At 55.6% G+C, this 18279-nt stretch carries 15 protein-coding genes; 4 read left to right on the forward strand and 11 right to left on the reverse strand.

The window, feature by feature from the left end; translation table 11 throughout:
- Positions 1–229 precede the first annotated feature (229 nt).
- Positions 230–1882: a stalk domain-containing protein gene (locus ET33_RS16390; RefSeq protein ID WP_036683697.1), complete on the forward strand. Its 1653-nt coding sequence runs from the start codon at positions 230–232 to the stop codon at positions 1880–1882.
- Positions 1883–2129: 247 nt separating this feature from the next.
- Here ET33_RS16390 and ET33_RS16395 read toward each other — a convergent pair whose 3' ends face one another.
- The 10 genes from ET33_RS16395 to ET33_RS16440 all read right to left on the reverse strand — a co-directional run bounded on the left by ET33_RS16395 (position 2130) and on the right by ET33_RS16440 (position 12279).
- Positions 2130–3149: an AI-2E family transporter gene (locus tag ET33_RS16395; RefSeq protein WP_051775378.1), complete on the reverse strand. Its 1020-nt coding sequence runs from the start codon at positions 3147–3149 to the stop codon at positions 2130–2132.
- A gap of 397 nt (positions 3150–3546) precedes the next feature.
- Complete coding sequence (locus tag ET33_RS16400) at positions 3547–4581, reverse strand: hypothetical protein (protein WP_152570653.1); 1035 nt, start codon at positions 4579–4581, stop codon at positions 3547–3549.
- Positions 4582–4607: 26 nt separating this feature from the next.
- Complete coding sequence (locus ET33_RS39755; protein ID WP_235206729.1) at positions 4608–5171, reverse strand: response regulator; 564 nt, start codon at positions 5169–5171, stop codon at positions 4608–4610.
- Positions 5172–5319: 148 nt separating this feature from the next.
- Entirely contained in the window at positions 5320–6720 is a 1401-nt protein-coding gene (locus tag ET33_RS16410) for an ATP-binding protein (protein ID WP_036683701.1), read from the reverse strand.
- A 3-nt stretch (positions 6721–6723) separates the two neighbouring features.
- Positions 6724–7599: a tetratricopeptide repeat protein gene (locus tag ET33_RS16415; RefSeq protein ID WP_036683704.1), complete on the reverse strand. Its 876-nt coding sequence runs from the start codon at positions 7597–7599 to the stop codon at positions 6724–6726.
- A 19-nt stretch (positions 7600–7618) separates the two neighbouring features.
- A complete protein-coding gene (locus tag ET33_RS16420; protein WP_036683708.1) occupies positions 7619–8065 on the reverse strand; it encodes a hypothetical protein in 447 nt (148 codons plus the stop codon).
- 108 nt (positions 8066–8173) lie between these two features.
- Positions 8174–9346: an acyl-CoA dehydrogenase family protein gene (locus ET33_RS16425; protein WP_407668103.1), complete on the reverse strand. Its 1173-nt coding sequence runs from the start codon at positions 9344–9346 to the stop codon at positions 8174–8176.
- A gap of 143 nt (positions 9347–9489) precedes the next feature.
- Entirely contained in the window at positions 9490–10305 is an 816-nt protein-coding gene (locus ET33_RS16430) for a DMT family transporter (RefSeq protein WP_051775379.1), read from the reverse strand.
- The gene (locus ET33_RS16435) at positions 10295–10762 is read right to left on the reverse strand and encodes a DinB family protein (protein ID WP_036683717.1); all 468 of its coding nucleotides are present in this window, start codon (positions 10760–10762) and stop codon (positions 10295–10297) included. The genes ET33_RS16430 and ET33_RS16435 overlap by 11 nt, the downstream gene beginning before the upstream one ends.
- 47 nt (positions 10763–10809) lie before the next feature.
- Positions 10810–12279, reverse strand: a complete 1470-nt coding sequence (locus ET33_RS16440; RefSeq protein WP_051775380.1) for a glycosyl hydrolase — start codon at positions 12277–12279, stop codon at positions 10810–10812.
- 227 nt (positions 12280–12506) lie between these two features.
- On the opposite strand from ET33_RS16440, the gene ET33_RS16445 reads away from it, so the two are divergent.
- The gene (locus ET33_RS16445; protein ID WP_036683720.1) at positions 12507–14498 is read left to right on the forward strand and encodes a methyl-accepting chemotaxis protein; all 1992 of its coding nucleotides are present in this window, start codon (positions 12507–12509) and stop codon (positions 14496–14498) included.
- Positions 14499–14661: 163 nt separating this feature from the next.
- Here ET33_RS16445 and ET33_RS16450 read toward each other — a convergent pair whose 3' ends face one another.
- Positions 14662–15165: an Ig-like domain-containing protein gene (locus ET33_RS16450; RefSeq protein WP_051775381.1), complete on the reverse strand. Its 504-nt coding sequence runs from the start codon at positions 15163–15165 to the stop codon at positions 14662–14664.
- 505 nt (positions 15166–15670) lie between these two features.
- Between ET33_RS16450 and ET33_RS16455 the strand changes: the two genes are divergently transcribed.
- Complete coding sequence (locus ET33_RS16455; RefSeq protein ID WP_235206730.1) at positions 15671–16471, forward strand: M48 family metallopeptidase; 801 nt, start codon at positions 15671–15673, stop codon at positions 16469–16471.
- 257 nt (positions 16472–16728) lie between these two features.
- Positions 16729–18228, forward strand: a complete 1500-nt coding sequence (locus ET33_RS36465) for a stalk domain-containing protein (RefSeq protein ID WP_051775382.1) — start codon at positions 16729–16731, stop codon at positions 18226–18228.
- The last annotated feature ends 51 nt before the right edge of the window (positions 18229–18279 follow it).

Below are 18279 nucleotides of genomic sequence, written 5' to 3' on the forward strand. Positions count from 1 at the left end.
TCCCCTTTGCGTAGGTATAATCTTCCGGTCGGCACTCATTATAGCAAATCACCGTTCTAGTGACAATGATTATCATTATCACAAAATTCCGCAACTGTTCGTCCCTGCTCTTCGCACCCGCCATCGTATGGAAATTTTTTCGAAAAAGGGTTTCCCCCGCAAATGCCGAATAGTTTTAAGATGAGGAAGCCCTCACCCCTAACATACATTTAGTAAGGAGGTATTTCCCTTGAATTCAACCGCCCGTCTGGGCAAATCTCTGATGCTCCTATCCTTGGCGCTGATGCTCTGGTGTATCGGTCTTACAATTCCCGTACCCCAAGCCCATGCGTCCTCCTATTCTTACGAGGCGGCTCCCAAAGGAACCGTCGGCGTCACCAAGCCGAATCTCACGTTTTATTTCGATACCGATTTGGCCTTTGCACCCTCGTCTTACACCATGACGCTGAACGGGCAGATCGTGCCTGCCAGTTACGACCATAACAAAGGAACGTTCACCTATACGCCCGACAAAGATCTCGCGCCTGGGAACTACACCGTGCAAATGTCGATCACCTATCCAGGCTATAAGCCTATCGAGCAGTCGTGGTCGTTTACCGTAGCGAAAGATGCAACCAGCCGCTTCGAGGCACCGGCCCCGGAGGACTTGGCCGGACTTGCCGCCATTAACGACTACCGGGTGCTGTACGGACTCCCCCAGCTTCAAATGAACGACCGGCTTCTCGCTATGGCGAAGGCGCATGCGAAATATTTGGATGCGAACAAAATCGCCCAAGGCGACAAAAGCGCGGAGAGCTTGCATGATCAGAACCCAAACAAACCCGGATTTTTCGGCCAATCGCCGCGGGAGCGCGCCGCTTACTACGGGTATTCGGCTAAGCTCGGGGAAGACGCCGCGTATCACGTGGGATCGATCAGCGAAACGGTCGACGTACTGTTCGACGCGCCGTACCACCGTTCTCCGTTCTTAAGTCCTGATGCCAAAGAAGTCGGTATTGCCAAAATAGGCGATTATACGATCATCGAATTCGGCTTCGGATCAAGCGAAAACTCGCCGATCGTCGTCTCGCCGGCGGACGGGGAGCGGTATGTGCCTACATCCTTTGACGGGAACGAAGCCCCGGACCCGCTGCGTATGCATACAAGCGGCAATTACCCTGTCGGCTACCCGATCATGGCCCAATATTTCGGCGAGAATGTGGACAAAATCAAGCTGCTGAGCGCCGAGCTGACCGATAATGCCAAGCAGAAGATCGACTTGTTCGCGAATTCGCCCGAAAACGACGACAAATTGACCAATGCCGTCATTCTGCTGCCGCGCAAGCCGCTGCAAGCGGATCAGACTTATCTCGTCAAGCTGAGCCTGCAGGTGACCAAAAAAGACGGCACCACGACGACCGAATCGAAAGAATGGAATTTCACGACGGAACCGCTGCCGCAGCTCGGAAAAACAAAGCTGCACCGGAATGCGTCCGATTACCTCAAGCAGGCTGTCACCGTCCTGCCGATTCAGCGCAAAGCCAGCTTCGGGCTGGATGACAGCAGCTATTCGGTCGACGGCGTCTCCTTTCCGATGCAGCGGACGCCGGTCATCGTCGACGGCTCCTCGTACTTGTATATCCGCGACTTGGCCGCGGCGCTTGGAGCGAACGTGGAATGGGACGAGCAGCAGCGCGCGGCCGTGTATACGAAAGGAACGCTTAAGGTCACGCTTTACACGACGAGAAACGCCTACGAAGTAAACGGCGACCTGCGGCAAACCAATACGCCCGCCCGGCTGGTCGGCGACAATACGATGGTCCCGGTCCGCCTGCTGGCCGAAGTACTGGGGGCCAAGGTAGATTACGCCGAAGCCACGCGGACAGTTATGATTACTTACTGACGGGGGCAGCCCTGTCAGAAGCAAGACCCATCTATGCAAAAGGCACCGCATCCTGCCAAAACAGGAGCGGTGCCTTTTTGTCATGCGCCGTCTATTCGTCTTCGTCTCCTTCTCCGCTATCCCCTCCGCCGTCATCGTCATCAGAGGCGCGGAAGTGTGGGAGGAACCTTGCAAGCAACAAAAAAGGCGCCTGAAGGCGCCTTGTCTTAGGTATTTATTTTATGGCTCTACTTAACCGGTTTGCCGCTCATTTCTTGCCGGAGCGTTCGTCCACGTTCACATCGAGAATGTCCAGCAGGAAGACGAACACCGGAATCCCGATAATGAGCCCCCATACCCCGAAATAGTGCTCGGAGAAGATGAGAATGATGAACGTATAGAACATCGGCAGGTTCGTTTTGGACGACATCAGCTTCGGATTCAGGAAGTATCCTTCCAGAAAGTGCAGGATGGTAATCATCACGATTACATAGATGACCATCAGCAAGCCGCCCAGCGTGTAGCCGATGATGCAGAGCGGAATAAGCGAAATAATAACGCCCGCCACCGGAATCAAGCTAAGCAGGAACACCATGAGCGACAGCGCGAACAAATACGGAAAGCCCAGTATCCATAACCCGATCATCGTAAAAATCGTATTGAATACGGCGATCAGCAGCTGCGCTTCGATCACCTTGCCGAAGGAAAGCACGAACTTCCGGCCGAAATACTCCAGCTCGTTATAGAGCCAAGCGATTTTACTGGTCTGAAACTTGGAGGTGAACCGGACGATGCGGTTCTTTTCCAGGATGAAGAAGAGGCTAAGCAGCAGCGCGAAAATAAATGTCGTTCCCCAGTTGCTGATCTTGAGCACATATTCGAAGCCTTGCTTCACATACGATTGCAGGTTTAAGTCCTTCAAGATGCCCGCGATCCATCTGGACAGCTCGTCATCCGGCTGAGGCGAGTTCATCAACGTAAACACGACGTCATACAGCTGTTTGATTTGGACGATCACCTTGGGCAGATTGTAAGCAATCGCCCAGCCCAAAAGGCCGCAAATGATCAAATACAGCAAGATCACGACGGTCTTGCTGTTGATCCGGATGAAACGGTTCAACTGTGCCGTGACATACCCTTGCAGACGGTACATGATGAAGGTGAACAGGAAGGTCAGCAGCACCAAATTCAGCATATCCCGAATTTGGAACAGCAGAAAGCAAACTATGAGCAATATGGCGAACCGTCTTACCGTGAGATTGGAAAACATCGTTTTGAACCATTCCATACATCTAATCTCCTGTTCCGCCGGATTAAGAAATAAAACTTCCCATGCAGTATACGAAGCAAAGGGAACGAAAGTTTCAGGGAAACGCGCCCGATTGACATAAATATTTCAAAAGGCAAAAAGAGACAGCATGAGAACGTGTGCGCCCAGATGACGCTGCTCCCCGGATCGAACCGATCCTCGGATACCCCGTCGACGACCTGCATTTGATACGCGTTAATAATGCTGTTCTGTGCCCAAGTGACGTTATCGATATCTTGGAACAGCCAGTGGGCTTGCGTGCCCTAGGAAAAAGAACACCATAAGATCCCGCAGCCCGCCAACGTGAAGATCGCCTTTTTTAAAGGTTTCATTAGCTTTTATCGTCTTTTTTTCGTTTTTTATTCAGTTTTGTTTTTTATCCCGCCCCCGGCTGCTGCTTCGTTGCCTGAAATGCGGCATCGATCCGGCCCCGGAGCCCGCTCCAGAACTCGCCGATATTCCGCTTCGGATCGCCGATGATACTCTCGCCTTTTTTGCCGGGATGGTAGATGACGTCCTTGTTCCGGTTGATCTCCTCCAGGTAATCCTGCACAATCTGCGCCGTCTTCGTGTCCGGGTGCTGCTTCACAAGCTGCTCGTAGCTGCGCTTGACCGCCGGAAGCAGCTTCATCGTGCTTTCATCGATGGCATCGTACCGGTACCCGTGAATGTACTGCTCCATATAATCGACATACAGCGCTTTGATTTCGGTCCTTCGATGGCCGGAGGGATAGCTCGTCAAGTAGTTCTCCGCCTGCAGCATGCGATCCGCAAGCTCGCTCCGTCCGATCAGCAGACGGCCGTCGTCGAAGAACGACTTGTTCGATTCCGACGCCCGGATGGCGAGGTAAGCCTTCACATCGTCGGACGCGAAGGAAGCGTACGCTTTCTTCAAAGCCTCATAGTCGATTTTCCAATAAAAATCGCCTTCCCCGCTCATATCTAGCGCAAGCTTCCCTTCGGTTTGCCGCAGGAGCCACTGCTTCAGCGTATCGTCGTTTTGGATTTTATTGAAATCGAGAGGAAACCCGAGCTCGCGCAGCTTCTCGGCCGTTCCCGGCTGCTCCAGCATCCGCTTGAAATTGGCGTTCACGCCCGGCAGCAGTTGATCGTAATACTGCTCAAGCCGCAGCAGCATCCTGTCCGCCGTCTTCACGTCGGCCTTCTGCAAGTTGGCGTCCAGAAACGCCGTGATTTCCCGGGCTTCCTTCGCTCTCGAAGCGGTCATGTCCAACTGCTTCAGCAAGTCCTTGCCGCGAACCGGTTCCGAACCGGGCGTCCCCGGCTGCGGGGAAGTCGTCTGCCCTTGCGGCTCCTTCACGGTCAACGAGTTATCGCCGCTTCCGCACCCTGTCATGACCGTCACCACAAGCAGCGTCTGGACAGCCATCCTTCCAGCACGTTTCATCATCTGCACTCCACCTCATGTTGGTTTCTCTACGATTTCAAATCATACACCGTGGTAAAGGCGTCTTCGCCGGACGGTCCGGCTACCCGCTCGGCGACCTGCAGCAGGCGGCTGGACGGTCCCCAGACGATCGGGCTGTCCAGATTGGGGCGATCCGAGATCGGCGTCATCTGACCGCTACGCGCGCTTGCCACATACAGTCCGGTCATCCCCCGGTCGAGATTGAAGACGGAAAAGGCCACCTTGTCTCCCGCGGGTGCCCAGGCCAGCTCACGCAGATCGAACGGCTTGGTCATGTAATCGTCGGCCCCCAGCTCCAGCCCTACGATTTTGTCGGCAATGTCGTTTTTCACGGTCAGCAGCAGGATGCCGAGGTCTTTGCGGCGCTCCAGCTTCCGGTACAGCTCGAAGCCGCTTAACTTGGGCATCATGACGTCGAGCACCAGCGCATGCGGGCGGAACGTCTCCGTCTTGCGGAGCGCCTCCTCGCCGTCATAGGCCGTCTCCACCTTGAAGCCTTCCCGCTTCAAAGCATACGCAATTGCGCTGACAATCGCTTGCTCGTTATCCGCCACAAGCACTCTGAAGTCCATGCGCCGCCTCCTCCCGGGCCGGTCTTACAAAAAAGAGAAGCCCGAACGACGCACAATCGGGCTCCTCTTCCATCCATGGTGATAGTACTTAAATTTTAGCATTCCAGACTTCCACTTTCAACTTGTCTCGGGGTGCGCGCCAAGCCGGTTAAATATGCTTCCCATGCTTGCGTAAGTACCGCTCGATATCGTTGTACATCCCGCCCTGATTGGCGTATTTGACGTAGTTTTTGGCCGTCCGCAACCAGTCCAGCGTCGATGGCTGCACCTCCGCCAACGCTTCCTCCATATCCCGCATCCGGACCGGGCGCTCGACGCCGGTTTCGAGAATTTCCATCAGCACCCGCTCCACCGCACGCTCGCATACGTTCGCGATGTCCGCGCCAGAGAAAAATTCCGTCGCTTTCGCCAGCTTGGCCGTGTCCATCTTCTCGGCGTACCGCTCATGCATCTGCAGCGTGAAAATGTGCTCTCGCGCCTCCACATCGGGAGGCTCGACGAAGACCAGACGGTCGAACCGGCCGGGACGCTTCAGCGCGTTGTCGACGTCCCACGGCATATTGGTCGCGCCGATGATCAGCAGGTGGTCCGTATCGCTGTCGATGCCGTCCATCTCGTGCAGAAACGTATCGACCAAGCCTCTCGTGAGCGAGGACGATTTGGAGCGGTTGAAGCCGATGGCGTCGACTTCGTCGAAAAACATGACGCTAGGCCGCTGCGCCCGCGCTTTATCGAACGCTTCCTTCAGATTGCGTTCGCTTATCCCGATATACGGGTCCAAAATATCCGTAATGTGCACCGTAATAAACTTCGCCCGGCATTCTCCCGCGGTCGCCCGGGCCATGTACGTCTTCCCGCAGCCGGGAGGTCCGTACAGTAGCACGCCGCCGCCCGTCTTCTTCCGAAACTTGGAGAACAAGCCCTGGTTGAAAAACGGGCTGATAATCTTCATCTGGATCGTTTTCTTCAAGTCCTTGAGGCCCGCCACGTGCTCGAACGTAATGACCGGAACGTCGGACTTCCGCTCGGAAGCCGGTTCCTTGCCACCGGTCACCACCTGCAAGCCCGGATGCACCTTCGGACGGAACGCCGTCACCTGCTTGCCCGGAACACGGCGGGAATCCGCCTCGTCTTCCTCGTCTTCGTCCGGCCCGTCGTCCTCCGGCTTCCGCTCCCCGAACAGCTCGTCATGCCAGTCGGCACGCTCCTCAGAGCAGTCCCCGCGCTCCGCGGCTTCCGGTCCCCGGCCGGGGAAGAGCTCCGTCACGGTGCCGCCGGAAGCAGCCGGCCGGCCCTCGGGCCGCGACTCCGCCGGTGACGGAGTGCTTGCCGCCGCGCTCTGCTGCAGCCGCGCCGTCACCTGGGACAACACGGCGACAATTTCGCCGCGCAGGGCATCGTCCTGGGCGTACGTCAAGCCTTTGGAGAAGGCCTGAATCGCATCAAGCCAGCGTTCCGCGGCCTCGTATTCCTTGCCGAGCCAGAACCAGGTCTGCGCATCCTCCGGCTGCTTTTGTGCCATTTGCTCCAGCCAATTGATCTTGTCCATACGCTACCCTCGGATTCTCGTTAATAGTTTCGCCAGCGGCTTGGCCGTCCACGAATAGATCAAATAGGTAAAATACAGAACGAGCAGCACGATCGTCGCCTGCTCCCACCCAAGCGCCCGGGTCCCCAGCATCGTGCCGAGGCCAACCACGTAGACGACCATGGGGCCGCCGATTTTTTCGACCAGCCGCAGCGGGACGAGTATCGGATGCCTTCCCCAGTCCAGCTCCTCCAGCAGCGCCGCAAGCTCCTTATTCGTCGGGTCGAGCAGGAACGCTTGCCGGAAATGGTCGCGGGCTTCCGTCAGGCGGTCGCGATATAGGGCATCCAACCCAAGATGCACCTCGATGGCGATCTGATCGCCCGACACCTGCATCAGCCGCTCGAGCGATTGGATTTGCTGCAAACGGCTGTCCTTCGTCAGCGCGAACATGTAGTGGGAACGCACCACGTAATCGTCCTCCGGGTCCAGCTCGAGCGCCTTCCGCATCAATTGGTCCGCCTTGTCGTTATGCCCCGTCTCCCTCATCAGCATCGCATAAGACGCATGAACCCGCGCGCTCTCGGGGTTATCGCCGAGCGCATCCAGATACGCCCGCTCCGCCTCCACCCAGCGCTTCGTCTTGGTGTGGACGTCTCCGAGCCATTCGAATACCGCTTCTTTATCGTAACCGAGCACCAGAGCTTCCTGCAGATGATCCTCCGCTTCGCGGTAGCGCTCCAGAGAATAAAAGCAGACGCCGAGATAAAAATAATACCGCGCCTGGCCGGGATTATCCGCCAGCCCTTCCTTCGCCAGCTCGATCACTTTGGCGTAGCGGCGCATGCCCAAATAATGGTCGATTTTCGAATCCAACGCCCTGCTTGCTCTCTCGTCCACGAACCGCAGCCCCCCAGCCTTAAAGTGCGATCAACAGTACGATCGAAACGGCTTCGATCCCGGCGGAAATCAGGCACCATACGATTCCGCTTTTCTTAAGCGGCTCGCTCTCTCCGACGGTCAGCATATGCTGCCGGTACGGCTGGCGAAGCGCCAAATAGTACCCGCCGAACAGCAGCAGCTCCGCGGCCCGGGCAATATATTTTACATAAACGCGCTCCAGCCCGATCATGTGATGAAAATAAGCGTAGTAGAACCCCATTTTGCCAAGGTACAGCAGGGCAGCCACCAGGATGAAGCCCCTTAAGACGTTCGGGTTCACATGCAGCCAGCGGCCGGTCCGGTTCGCCAGCACGGTAAGCGCAATGACGCCTCCGAAAAACGCGACATAGAACAAATTGCCGATATCGTAGGATTTGGTGCGGCGTATCGTTTCCTGCGACAAGCTGGTTTCGTACAAACTCACTTCTTATGCCCCCATCGTTCGTTCTTGTTTACGTGCGTTTCTCTTACCAATATCGGCTGGCGGCTTACAAAAATTTACCTGAATTTCGCAGGGGCCGGCCGCCTGCGCTTACTCCGCTAACGCACGTGCCGCCAGCCGCTGCAGCGCGACATCGTCCATCGGCGGATTGTGCAGCCCGGCGCGGACGTCGCGGTACATCCGCTCCAGCGGCAGCTTGCGGGACAAGCTCGCGCCGCCTACGATGCGCATCGCGGTATCGACGATCTGGATTGCATGGTTCGTCGCGACGTACTTAGCCAGCCCAAGCTCCGGCTTCAACCCAGGACGTCCGGCCTCATCCCGGTCCCACCGGTCCGCTATCGCATACAGCAGCGTACGGGACGTGATCAGGTCCGCCTCCATCTGGCCGATCTGCTGACGGATGTGGGGGAGCTCCGCGATCGGTCTGGGCAAGCTGTTCGGCCGGTAATCCCGGGCGAAGCCGACGGCAAAATCCCTTGCTGCATGAGCGATGCCGATATAGCAGGCCGGAATGTGCAGCAGCCAGCCGTCGCCGTCGTCGATGTGCGGCCCGCCCGAATCCGATCGTCCGAGCACCTCGTCCTCCGGGACGAAAGCATGCTCCAGCACGAGATCGTGACTGCCCGTCGCCCGCATGCCGATCGTATCCCACGTTTCTTCCACCCAGATGCCGGGACCCCGCCGGACGAAAAACACGCCGGTCGCGTCCTCCCCTTCGATTCCGGCCGATACCGTAAAATGATGCAGCGCCGGGCTCAAGGTGCTGTAGGTTTTGCGCCCGCTCAGCAGCCAGCCGCCTTCGGTCCGAACCGCCGTCGTCTGCGGCTTGCCGCCCCGGCTCGGACTCCCCGTCGCCGGCTCCGTCCCGAAGTGATTGATCATCGCTCCCTCGCGCACTACCTCGCCGCAAAACCGGGCAAGCAACGCTTCCGGCCACGACCGGGTGCAGCGGAAGTGAAGCATCTGCCCGACATGCCAGCCGACCGCCAGCGCCGTCGAGCCGTCTCCGCGCGCCAAGCGTTCTTGGGCCAGCACGAGCTCGTAGAGCGAAATTCCGTCGCCCCCGTACTCCTGCGGCACGGTTAGCCGGAGGTAACCGCTTTGCCGAAGATCGGCGAAATTGTCAAACGGGAAGCTCCCTTCCCGGTCATACTCCGGCGCCCGCTGTGTGAAGCGTGCCGCCAATCGGTCCGCCAGCGCGGCAAGTTCAGCTTCACGCTCGCTGCGGATGAACATATCTGACGGTTGTTTTGGGCTCACCTGATGCACACCCCTTTCACCATTATTCACATGAGAATAATATGCTTTTAAGCCGGATCAGCCTGCGACGAATTTTCCGCACATGCCAATCCGGCTTCTATTTTCAATTATAGTTGGATTGATTTGGATGGTATAGCCGCGCGTTAAACTTTCTTGCCCGCATACGAGGAACGGGACGATTGCCATCCTTTGCAGGCACCGGACGCAAGGAGCGCATAGCCGAAGATGCCCGCGACGACGAGCAGCACGCCGATGCCGTGACGCCAAGTCACCTGCTCTTGCAGAATGAAGTACGACAGTACGATCGAAGTGACGGGAATGACCGCCGTGAACAGCCCGGAGACCGCCCCTGGAACCTTCTTCACTCCGGCGTACCACAGGATGTACCCCAGCACGGTCACGACGACCGCATAATACAAAATATACGACCACTCGCCGGCGGTCACATGCAGCCCTTCCATCCGTACGACATCGTAAACCGCAAGCGGCAGAAACCACAGAAACCCGAGCGTGCACGAGATCGCCGACAGAAGCACCGGACTGTATTTGCCGGTGAGCCCCTTGCCGATGACCGCAAATAACGCCTCGCTCACCACGGCGAGGAGAATCAGCAGATTGCCGATCCAGGCAGCCCCCGTCTCCGTCCCCGTCCCGACCGGTTCTCCGATGTGCAGGACCGCCACCCCGAGGACAGCGGCGACGACGCCAAGCATGACCGGCGGCGTTAATCGTTCCTTAAGCAGGAGCACCGAGAGCAAGACGACGAATACCGGGGTCGTGCTGGTAATGACGCCGCTTTCCGCAGCGCCAGTATATTGCAGACCATACAGCAGGCGCCGAATCGGAGGGTACCACTGCGGCCCTCCCGGCGAAAGCTTCCGTTTTTCGTCCGGAAACAGACGAAAGGCCGCCCCGTGGCAAATCTGCTTGCCGGGACGGCCTCTTCGCTTATACGTCATTTTTTTCTCTAACAAAGGTGATGAAGTCCACATTCACAGGCTCCGCACCGTCCGCTCTGAGCAAGGCGTTGATTTGGCCGCGGTGGTACTGTCCGTGCAAAGCCACGTGAGTTAAAATATCCCCGACCGAATTATCGAACACTTTGCCGGACTGATTGGTATAACGGAAAACGCGGTCCCACTCGGCAGCGGTCAGACCCGCCAAATAAGCGGTGTAATCTTCGTGATTCTGCTCCGCCATCCGGCCGCAGAAGTCCAGGTCGGCTTCGGGCCAGACCGTCAGCGCCGAGCTGTCCTTCCCCTGCAGCCGGGTCAGCCAAATCCGCTCCGCCTGCAAGATATGAGCAAAAAGCCCAACCGCCTTCGGATGGCTGCCGGCCTCCCCGCTTCTCAATCGTTCCAAGATCCGAAGATTGGCCCAATTCAAATGCTCGAACAGCTTTGGAATGTTTTGCATGAGTCCCACCCCTTATTCGAAATTAGATTTCCTGCCCTGCCGCCTTCTCAATGCGCGGTAACCGGCTGCGGCGCTTCCTTGCGTGCCGGGTACGGATAAGGCTGCGGCGGCTTGCCGTATATCGTTTGCGAAGGGAATTTGTCCAGCGTGATCACATACGGATGATTGTAGACGGTCCGCAGATGCTGCTCGGCGTTGACCTTCCCGTCCATCAGAAATTTGCCGTTCCACGTGTTGAAATACATCCAGCCGACCTTATTTTTTTTGAGCTGCCGGGGGTCTGGGATCGGGCCGTTCTCTAGGTAGGCGACCAGCTTTTTGCCGCCGGTCATGTTTACGAGCGTATCGTACACGCTGAGCAGCGGGCTGTAATCGCCGTCCTTGATATACCGGTCCACCCCGATAATATCGACCTTGTCGTCGCCGGGGTACCAATCCTTCGAATGGATCGTATCGGACGTCGTCCATACCCAAATCAGGTTATCCAGCCCGTGATAGCCGGTAAACCGGTCGAACATCAGATTGTACAGCCGCTTCGCGGTTTCCGGCCCCTTGGCCCCCCACCAGAACCAGCCTCCTTCCGCCTCGTGCAGCGGACGCCAGACGACCGGGATGCCCGCCTGCTTGAAGCGGAGAAGCTTCTCCGCCATCTCGTCGAGGTCCCGAAGCAGCAAACGGTTTTCTTCCGTGCCTGGCGTCACGGCTCTCTCCGCGTCGAAGGTTGTCTTGGAAGCAAAAAATTCGTGTCCTCCCATCGGCGCAGGCCAATGCCATTCCACGGAAACGATCCCGCCGTATTTCGCCCACTCCAGCGCATTGTCGCCAAAATCCGTCGCGGTGAACCCGGCCATGACCGGCAGCTTCCCCGTGGCGCGGTAAATATAGTCCAGCTCCTCGGAGGAGGTGCGCTGCTGGCCGGACAATATGTTTTTCCCGTAGCGGGATGTCATGTAGTTCATCAAAGCCTGCGCTTCGCGCGAGGGCTTCGGCGTGGCAAGCGTGGGCGCTACCTCGGCGATCGCGGGCCGCAGCTGCGGGGCTCCGAGCCGGATGTAATCGACGTCGAAGTAACCCCAATAGGTGGAAATACGGATCTCATTCTCGCCTTCCTCCAGCTGCACCTGACCGAAATCGGTTTCCGTAAACGCTTCCGTCTGCGGAAACAGCTTCTCCCCCGCCGTGCTGCCGTTCACTTCCACATAGTTCGTCTTATCGCCGAACGGCGAAGCATATCCGATCTTGAGCGGGTAGAACCCGTCCGCCTCCACGTTCACCGTGAACCGTACGGCGTCCCCGGCGCGCTCGAAGCCCGTAACATAGCCCGTCCCCGAGAACCCGGGCCGCGCGGCGGCTATGACCGTCCCCTCCGTCCGGGCGTCCTCCGCCTCGTACAGCATATCGGGGGGCGCGGCGGCCGCTGCCCTGCTTTCTTTGCCGGCTGCGCCATGCCACAAGCTCAGCGCCAGCACGGCGGCGATACTGATTTTGCCCGCACACGGAATTGCCGTCAATCGCATCTGGGCCCCCTCCTAAACTTTCCATACTATGAGCTTAACTTGGAAAAAGTCGGAGCGCAACGAAAAAGATAATCGTTCCAATTCTAAAATTTGATTAATTTTTCCCTAACTCCACAATGGGCTATCATTTTGTTTCCTGGCAACACCGATATAATAACCAGATGCTTTCGGCCGCTGCCGCAAGAATACATAAATTAGACTCGAACTTACAACCGGGAGGAACTTGCATGTTAAAAAAGTGGGTCAATACTTCAATCCGTATCAAACTAACCGTATTATTACTGGTGCTTTCTTTATTCCCCTTGCTGTGCAGCACCCTCTTTTTGGCCAATTATTTGACAGCGGAAATTCAAAACGAGACCCGCGACAAAGAGAGAAGTCTGGCCTCATCCAATGTCGGATATATGGAGTACTGGGTGCGTAAACGGACGGAACTCGTACAAGAGATGATCGCAAAAAATCCGGTCTTCAAATCGGGCAATGTCGAAGCGATCAGACCCTTGCTGAAGGCGTTCGGGGAAATCGACAGCGAGGTCGAATACTACTCCTATGTGGACGCCAACGGAATCAGCAATGCCGCAGATGGAAAAATTAGCCAAATTACCGACCGCGATTATTACAAGCAAGCCCGGGAAACGAAGAAGCCCGTCGTCAGCGACATGATCGTGAGCCGCCAAACCGGCAAAAATGTCATCATCTTGCTTGTGCCTATGCTGAACGAAAAGAACGAATTTATCGGCGCGATTTCCACCATACTCAACTCCGAGATTTTGTACGGACTGACGTCGAATATCAAATTCGGGAAAACTGGCTTCGGCTTCCTGGTGACCTCCTACGGTACTGTCGTTACGTTCCGGGATGTGGCAGCCGTCGGCAAAAAAGTCGAAGAGGCGTTCACCGCAGAGCAAGCGGCGGTGTTCCGGTCGGACATCTTGGCCAAAGAGAACGGTATGGTAACCTTCGCAGCTTCGGACGGCGAAAATATCGCCGCCTTTGATACCGTGCCTTCTACGGGATGGAAAATCATTACGGTCGCTCCGGCCGCCGAAGTGTACGAAGGAATCGCCAAGTCCAAGCTGATCTCTTGGATCTTCATTGCCGTATTCGTAGTCATCAACACGCTCTTGGCGCTGCTCATCTCCAGAGCCAACACGAAGCCGATCGTGCTTCTATCCCAGCTTCTCGAGCGGATTGGAACGGGCGATTTCACAACGAGACTCCCAGTCAAGTCCAAGGACGAAGTCGGTCAGCTGTCTCACAACATGAATACGATGCTGACTTCAATCGGAGGCATGATCCAGCAGGCCCATGCGACCGCCGAGCATGTCGCGGCTTCCTCCGAGGAGCTGAACGCGATTGCGGACCAGTCGGTCGAAACCTCGAATCACGTCGCCGAGGCGATACAGCAAGTCGTCAACGGCTCGGAGGCGCAAGCGACAGGCGCAGAACAGACATCGAAGGCGATGGAAGAAATGGCTGTCGGCGTGCAAAGAATCGCCGAATCCTCCTCCAACGTCTCAGAGCTGTCGTTCGCCTCGGCGCAGGAGGCGCGGGAAGGTAACCAGCTCGTCGATTCGGCGATTCGCCAAATGAAGTCGATCCAGGAATCGGTCGGACAGACGGCATCCGATTTGGCGGCGCTCAACGAGCTGTCCCAAAAAATCGGCAACATCGTCGAAGTCATCGCAGATATCTCGAATCAAACGCAGCTCTTGTCGCTCAACGCCTCTATCGAGGCGGCACGCGCCGGGGAGCAAGGCCGGGGCTTCGCCGTCGTCGCCAATGAAGTCAAGAAGCTGGCAGAGCAGGCGAAGCAATCCGCCGACGATATTGCCGGTCTGGTGAAAGAAGTGCAAGGCTCGACCCGTGCGGCCGTGACCTCGATGAATCAAGGGGTTGCTGACGTGGGGCAAGGCTCCAAGCTGATCACCGAAGCCGGAGATCTGTTCCAAAACATTTACGCGTCCGTGCGGAGCATTTCGGAGCAAATTCAAGAAATTTCCGCCGCCTCCGAGCAAATGTCGGCCGGAACGGAGGAAGTCAGCGCTTCGATGACCGAGCTGGTCACCATTTCGCAAGCTTCCCTGCAAAACGCGCAGGAAATTTTGGCTGCTTCCCAGCAGCAGCTCGCTTCGATGGAGGAAATCTCGTCTTCCTCCAAATCGCTGAGCTCGATGTCACAGGAGCTCAACGAAGAGCTGCTGAAGTTCAAGGTATAACGGCAAAATCGGCAAATCCAAGGGCCTTCCTGGATCTGCCGATTTTTTATTTTTGGGTCGATGCTCGTTTCTTTCCGCAGACGAGAGCATAAAGCGTTGGGAGCATTCAAAAAAAACACTCCCGGTTATTTTAACGGGAGCGCAGGAGTCTTATGAATGGTTATTAACGAACTAAGCGAATTTGAATAGCTTCCAAACGCAACGAATTTCCGGTTGTTCCGGCAATATCTCCATCACGGACCCATCCTTGCCAGCCAAGGCTTTCTACATGAGCCCGATACTCGATATGGTAGCCAGGGGGCGCATTCTCCAGTTTGATTTGGAATGCTTCCAGCCGTTGGGAATTACCAACCGTCCCCGCCAATTCACCGTCTTGAACCCAATTTTGCCAGCCCGTGCGTTCTACATGGGCGCGATACTTCACATGGACATCCGGCAACCCTGTGACTCTTACTTTGAGGGCTTCAAGACGCAGGGATTGTCCCTCTGTACCAGCGATTTCTCCATTCCAGACATAAGGCTGCCATCCGAGACTTTCCACATGAGCTTGGTACAATACATCTCCGAGTTCAGCAGCATGAGCTTTTGGAGCAGGGATAAACAGCGTTGAAAAACTGAGCACTAGTGCCATCATAAATAACATCACACTTTGGATACGAATTCTCATTGCTTTTTTTCACCTCGACATGAAATTTTGATTACAATCGAAGCTCGAATGCTGTCTTTTTGATTTCTGCCCAATCCGTGTAAAAACAAGTAAACAAACGGTTAGTACGCTCATGATGGAAGGTTTCGTTATTTCCGCCCCTCGCCCCCTTGAAATGAAATCATTAACTTTAATTCCATTATATTGTAATTCTATATTTTGGATATGTAAACACCTTTTTGTATATATAAAGTAAAAATGCGCGTGTAAAAAAACAAGCTGACGCCGTTAGAAGTGCAGGCGCCAGCAGCTACTTTCCCAAACATGTCATTATCCCTCTCCCTGATCTGCCGGTATTCGCCATTATGCGCCTGTTATTTCATCATGAGCTTCGGCTGATTCCCCCAATCCCTGCATCGAGCGAAATTTCCAATAATGTCTAAACAAAACGCGGGTTAATGCCGACAATTAGGAAGGAGACTTGGACACACGGCACATTATTCATGAGAAAAGGAACGAGCACTGCATGAACCCCATGAATCCGCGGTTAATTCACAGCAAAGAAACGTCGTACTTCATTATCAGCCTGCTCTTTAGCATCATGGTCTATTTTGGCCTAATCGTTTCGCTGATCGGCATCTTTTATCTGGCGATCGGTCTTGGCATCACGTTTTTCCTTCACGGCCTTATGATCGGCCACATCCGAAGCAACGGAGTCAAGCTGACAGAGCGTCAGTTCCCCGCCGTGCACCAGAAAGTGCGCGAGTTGTGTGCACATATGGATATCCGGCAGGTTCCCGACGTGTTCGTTCTTCAATCGGACGGGATGCTGAATGCTTTCGCCTCGCGTTTTTTCGGCCGCAACTTCATTGTGTTGTACTCCAATTTGTTCGAAATGGCCGATAGCGAGGAAGACGAGCTGGCTTACGTCATCGCGCACGAATTGGCGCACATCAAGCGGAATCACATGACCAAGAGCCTGCTGCTGCTGCCCGCCCAATGGATGCCTTTCCTGGGCAAAGCTTATTCGAGAGCGTGCGAATATACCTGCGACCGGATGGCGGCGGCCTATACGGGGAATGCCCCGGCGGCCATCTCCGCCCTGACCATTCTGGCCATCGGCCGAACGATGTACGCTAAGGTGAACGTTGCCGAATACGTCGCCGAGAGCCGCCAGGAAACGGGCTTCTTCGTCTGGTTCAGCTATGCCCTGTCGACCCATCCGCCGCTGCCCAAGCGCATCGAGCAGATGGAGCTGATGCAGGCGCAGCCGCAGCTATTCGGTTATGCCTCGCCCGCCTTCGAGCAGGAGCCCTTCGCCTCCTGACGGACCGACGGGCAGCAAATCCAAGCCAGAGAAGCCTGCCATTTTGCGATGGCGGGCTTTTTTTGAAACATTTTCCTGGACGGCCCGTATTAGCAGGTTAAGATATGACAAATTTCCTAAAAATCTCTTTATTTACCCGGTAGCATAAGTCGAATTTCCTAAAAAATTGTCGACAATGCAGGAAATAACTCTTATACTATCTGTAATATTTTACTAGACTGTACCGAAAAACGAACCCACCAAAGGAGCAACCCGCGATGAAAATGAAATTTCGGCTGTCCCAAACCGTTTCCGCTACGCTGGCTTCCGCCATGCTCATTACGGCTGTCCCTGCTTTTGCCGCAAACAGCGCCAAACCTGGCGTCAATATGGATATCGGCATTCAAGTTGACGGAAGAGTGCTTGTCCCGCTGCGCGATATCTCCGACGAATTAGGAGCCAAGCTGAGCTGGGAAGAAAGCACGAAATCGATCACCTTGACGAAAGGCAGTACGACCGTCCAATTAAAAATCGGCGACCCGACCGTCCAGGTGAACGGCAAGTCCCAGACGCTTGATGTCCCGCCGCAGATTAAGGACGGACAAACGTTCGTTCCCATCCGTTTCGTGGCAGAAGCCTTCGGCGCCAAGGTCGAATGGGACACCGAGGCCCAATCGACGCATATCGACACCAAAGAGAAAGATATGTATATTAGCGCCCGGCCGTATTTCGAGCTGGACGGCGTGCCGCTTGTGTACGATGGCGAGATGAAGAACGGTCTGCCCGACGGGAAAGGCTTTGCCGCGAAAGGAACCTCCATCTACGGCGAAAAATGGTACGAGGGCCAATGGAAAGACGGAAAACCGGTCCGGGAAGAAGCGCCCCCGGGAACCGAAGGCTATAAAATCTACGTTAACGGAAGCTACTTGAAGTCGGATTATGCTCCGATCGTTCGCAATAACGCCGTCTATGTGCCTCTGTGGGCCGTACTTGGCAAGGTGAACGCATCGGCCCAAGCCGTAGACGGAGTCATCCGGATAAATCATCCGAGCCGCATTTTGCTGCTGCGCGCCAATAGCAACCTGCTGACGTATTACGGAGGCAAGATGGACTCGCACACGGTACGTCTGGACTTTCCTCCGATCTCGGAGAACGATGTCATTTATGTGCCGCTTGTCTTTTTGACGGATTATATGGACATGAAAATCGTTTGGGGAGAACAGCAGCGGGTGGATCTCACCGTCGGGGACTTGTCGAAAAACAATACTTGGGGCAACCAAAATATCATTTCCGATGGAATCAAAAAGCTAAGACTCGATTCGGACGCCGAAGCGATATGGAAGAAGTATCCGAAGCTCTGGGTAGATTCCCTACCCCGCAGCAGCGATGGCGCCAAGAACGGCGGATTCGAAAGGTTCGAGCAGTTGACCGTCATCAGCTACAGCGGTCCGACCGTCGTCTTAAGCAACGGGAGCAAGAACGTCCAGTTTAATTTCGATTCGGTCGAAGCTATTGGCAGATCGTTCCTCACCGCCGATCCACTGGCCCAATTCGACTGGCCGGAAAGCGTGAAAGCGGGCATTCGCCAACAAAAAGTCAGGGTCGGTATGACCCAGGAACAAGTCCTGATGTCTTGGGGCAAGCCGGACGATATCAATAAAACGACCGGCAGCTTCGGTACGTTCGAGCAATGGGTATACCGCGGTTCGAGCATCGGCACCGGCAATTACTTGTACTTCACCGACGGCGTGCTCACCTCGACTCAAACTTTAAAGTAAGGTTAACCCAAGGCTCTGTCCGGCTCCAACAACGGACAGAGCCTTTTCCAC

The sequence above is a fragment of the Paenibacillus tyrphae genome, assembly GCF_000722545.1.
Taxonomy (GTDB): Bacteria; Bacillota; Bacilli; order Paenibacillales; family NBRC-103111; genus Paenibacillus_G; species Paenibacillus_G tyrfis.

Bases quoted from the DNA above. Each gene is read 5' to 3' on its own strand.
- ET33_RS16395 (WP_051775378.1), bottom strand. From the start codon at position 3,149: ATGGAATGGTTCAAAACGATGTTTTCCAATCTCACGGTAAGACGGTTC.
- ET33_RS16400 (WP_152570653.1), bottom strand. From the start codon at position 4,581: ATGATGAAACGTGCTGGAAGGATGGCTGTCCAGACGCTGCTTGTGGTG.
- ET33_RS39755 (WP_235206729.1), bottom strand. From the start codon at position 5,171: ATGGACTTCAGAGTGCTTGTGGCGGATAACGAGCAAGCGATTGTCAGC.
- ET33_RS16410 (WP_036683701.1), bottom strand. From the start codon at position 6,720: ATGGACAAGATCAATTGGCTGGAGCAAATGGCACAAAAGCAGCCGGAG.
- ET33_RS16430 (WP_051775379.1), bottom strand. From the start codon at position 10,305: ATGACGTATAAGCGAAGAGGCCGTCCCGGCAAGCAGATTTGCCACGGG.
- ET33_RS16435 (WP_036683717.1), bottom strand. From the start codon at position 10,762: ATGCAAAACATTCCAAAGCTGTTCGAGCATTTGAATTGGGCCAATCTT.
- ET33_RS16440 (WP_051775380.1), bottom strand. From the start codon at position 12,279: ATGCGATTGACGGCAATTCCGTGTGCGGGCAAAATCAGTATCGCCGCC.
- ET33_RS16445 (WP_036683720.1), top strand. From the start codon at position 12,507: ATGTTAAAAAAGTGGGTCAATACTTCAATCCGTATCAAACTAACCGTA.
- ET33_RS16450 (WP_051775381.1), bottom strand. From the start codon at position 15,165: ATGAGAATTCGTATCCAAAGTGTGATGTTATTTATGATGGCACTAGTG.
- ET33_RS16455 (WP_235206730.1), top strand. From the start codon at position 15,671: ATGAACCCCATGAATCCGCGGTTAATTCACAGCAAAGAAACGTCGTAC.
- ET33_RS36465 (WP_051775382.1), top strand. From the start codon at position 16,729: ATGAAAATGAAATTTCGGCTGTCCCAAACCGTTTCCGCTACGCTGGCT.